We start from the raw sequence: 1,644 nt of genomic DNA, 5'->3' as shown, positions 1-1,644 counted from the left end.
GGTCCGGGACGGCGCAGACGTCGCCGCAGCCCCAGGCGCCCTCGAGCACGCCGTCCTCCCCGTCCTTGACCTGGAGGGTGGGGGTGACCTCGATGCGGCCACGCGCCTCGACCGGGAAGTCGGTCTGCTTGGCGACGGCGTTGGCGGCCACGCCCGCGGTCCACACGAGGGTGTCGGCCCCGAACTTCTCCTTCTCGGACTTGTCCTTCATGTCCACGAGGGTCATGATCCCGTCCGTGGCGTCGCCCAGCGAGGTGTTGAGCAGGACCTCGATGCCGCGGTCCTTCAGGTGCTCCACCACGCCGACGGCCTGGTCCTCGCCGACCTCGGGCATGATGCGGCCCATCGCCTCGACGAGCACGATGCGGACCTCGGACTGGGACAGGCGCGGGTTGCGGGCGACGGCGGTGCGGATGAGGTGCTCCATCTCGCCCACGGTCTCGATGCCGGCGAAGCCGCCGCCGACCACCACGAAGGTCAGGGCGCGGCGACGGGCCTCGGCGTCCACCATGAGGGAGGCGGCGTCCAGGCGCTCCAGGATCTGGTTCCGCAGCGTCACGGCCTCCTCCACGGTCTTCAGACCGATGCCGTGCTCGCCCAGGCCCTTGATCGGGAAGACGCGGGTGGTGGCGCCGGCGGTCATGGCGATGTCCTGGTAGGGCAGCTCGAACTCGTGGCCGTCCTCGCCGCGCACGGTGGCCAAGCGGCGGGCGTGCTCCACCTTCACGACGGTGCCGCGCAGCACCTCAGCGTCCTTGAGATGGGTGGCGAGGTCCACGACGACGTTGCGCCCCACGATGTGGCCGCCGACGACCTCGGGCAGGAACGGCTGGTACGTCATGTACGGCAGCGGGTCCACGACGGTCACGACGCCGCTGCGGTCCTTGACCTTGGTCTGCAGCTCCTTCGCGAGCTGGAAACCGGCGTAGCCGCCGCCGACGATCAGCAGGCGCGGCTTGGGAGACAGTTCAGGAGTGAGAGACATACCGCCAGTCTACGCACGCACCGGCCCCGCCCCTCCATCTTCCGCCGCCGTGATCAGGACCGCAGCGAGAGCACGATCCCGTCCAGGATGTCGTGCTCGCTCGCCCAGGCCTCGGTGACGCCCGCGGTCTCGGCCACCCGCTCCAGGACGGTGCTCCACAGCAGCGCGCCCGCGCCGATCACGTCCACCCGTCCCGGGTGCATGAACCCCCGCTCGGAGCGCTCGGCCCGGGTCGCGGCCACGAGGCCCTCCGCCGCCGCGCGGAACTCCGCGATCGGCAGGCGCGCGCCGTGGATGGCCTCGGGCTCGTACGTGCTGAGCCCGAGGGCCTCGGCGGTCACGGTGGTCACCGAGCCGGCCACGCCGACTACGCGGGCCACGCGTTCCAGCGGCAGGCGGGCGGCGGCGTCGTCGAGGAGGCGGCGGGCGTCCGCGCGGGCCGCGGCGACCTCGTCCGACGTCGGGGGGTCGGAGCGCAGATGACGCTCGGTGAACCGCACGCAGCCCATGTCCAGGCTGACCGCGCCCACGACCTCGCCCGCAGGCGTGCCGACGACCAGCTCGGTGGAGCCGCCGCCGAGGTCCACGACGAGCACGAGGTCCTCCGGGCCCAGGTCCGCGGTCTCGACGGCGGAGACGGCGCCCGCGAAGGACAGGGC

At 72.6% G+C, this 1,644-nt stretch carries 1 protein-coding gene and 1 pseudogene; both read right to left on the bottom strand.

What is annotated here, in order from left to right; genetic code table 11:
• Positions 1–985 (bottom strand): NAD(P)/FAD-dependent oxidoreductase (locus ACFWJO_RS38700; RefSeq protein WP_386872898.1); only part of this gene is annotated, 985 nt, incomplete at its 3' end.
• A gap of 53 nt (positions 986–1,038) precedes the next feature.
• Positions 1,039–1,644, bottom strand: a pseudogene (locus ACFWJO_RS38695) (exopolyphosphatase); the annotation flags it as partial.

The sequence above is a fragment of the Streptomyces sp. NPDC127092 genome (assembly GCF_042722475.1).
Lineage (GTDB): Bacteria > Actinomycetota > Actinomycetes > Streptomycetales > Streptomycetaceae > Streptomyces.
This window is presented reverse-complemented; position numbering and strand designations above follow the sequence as displayed.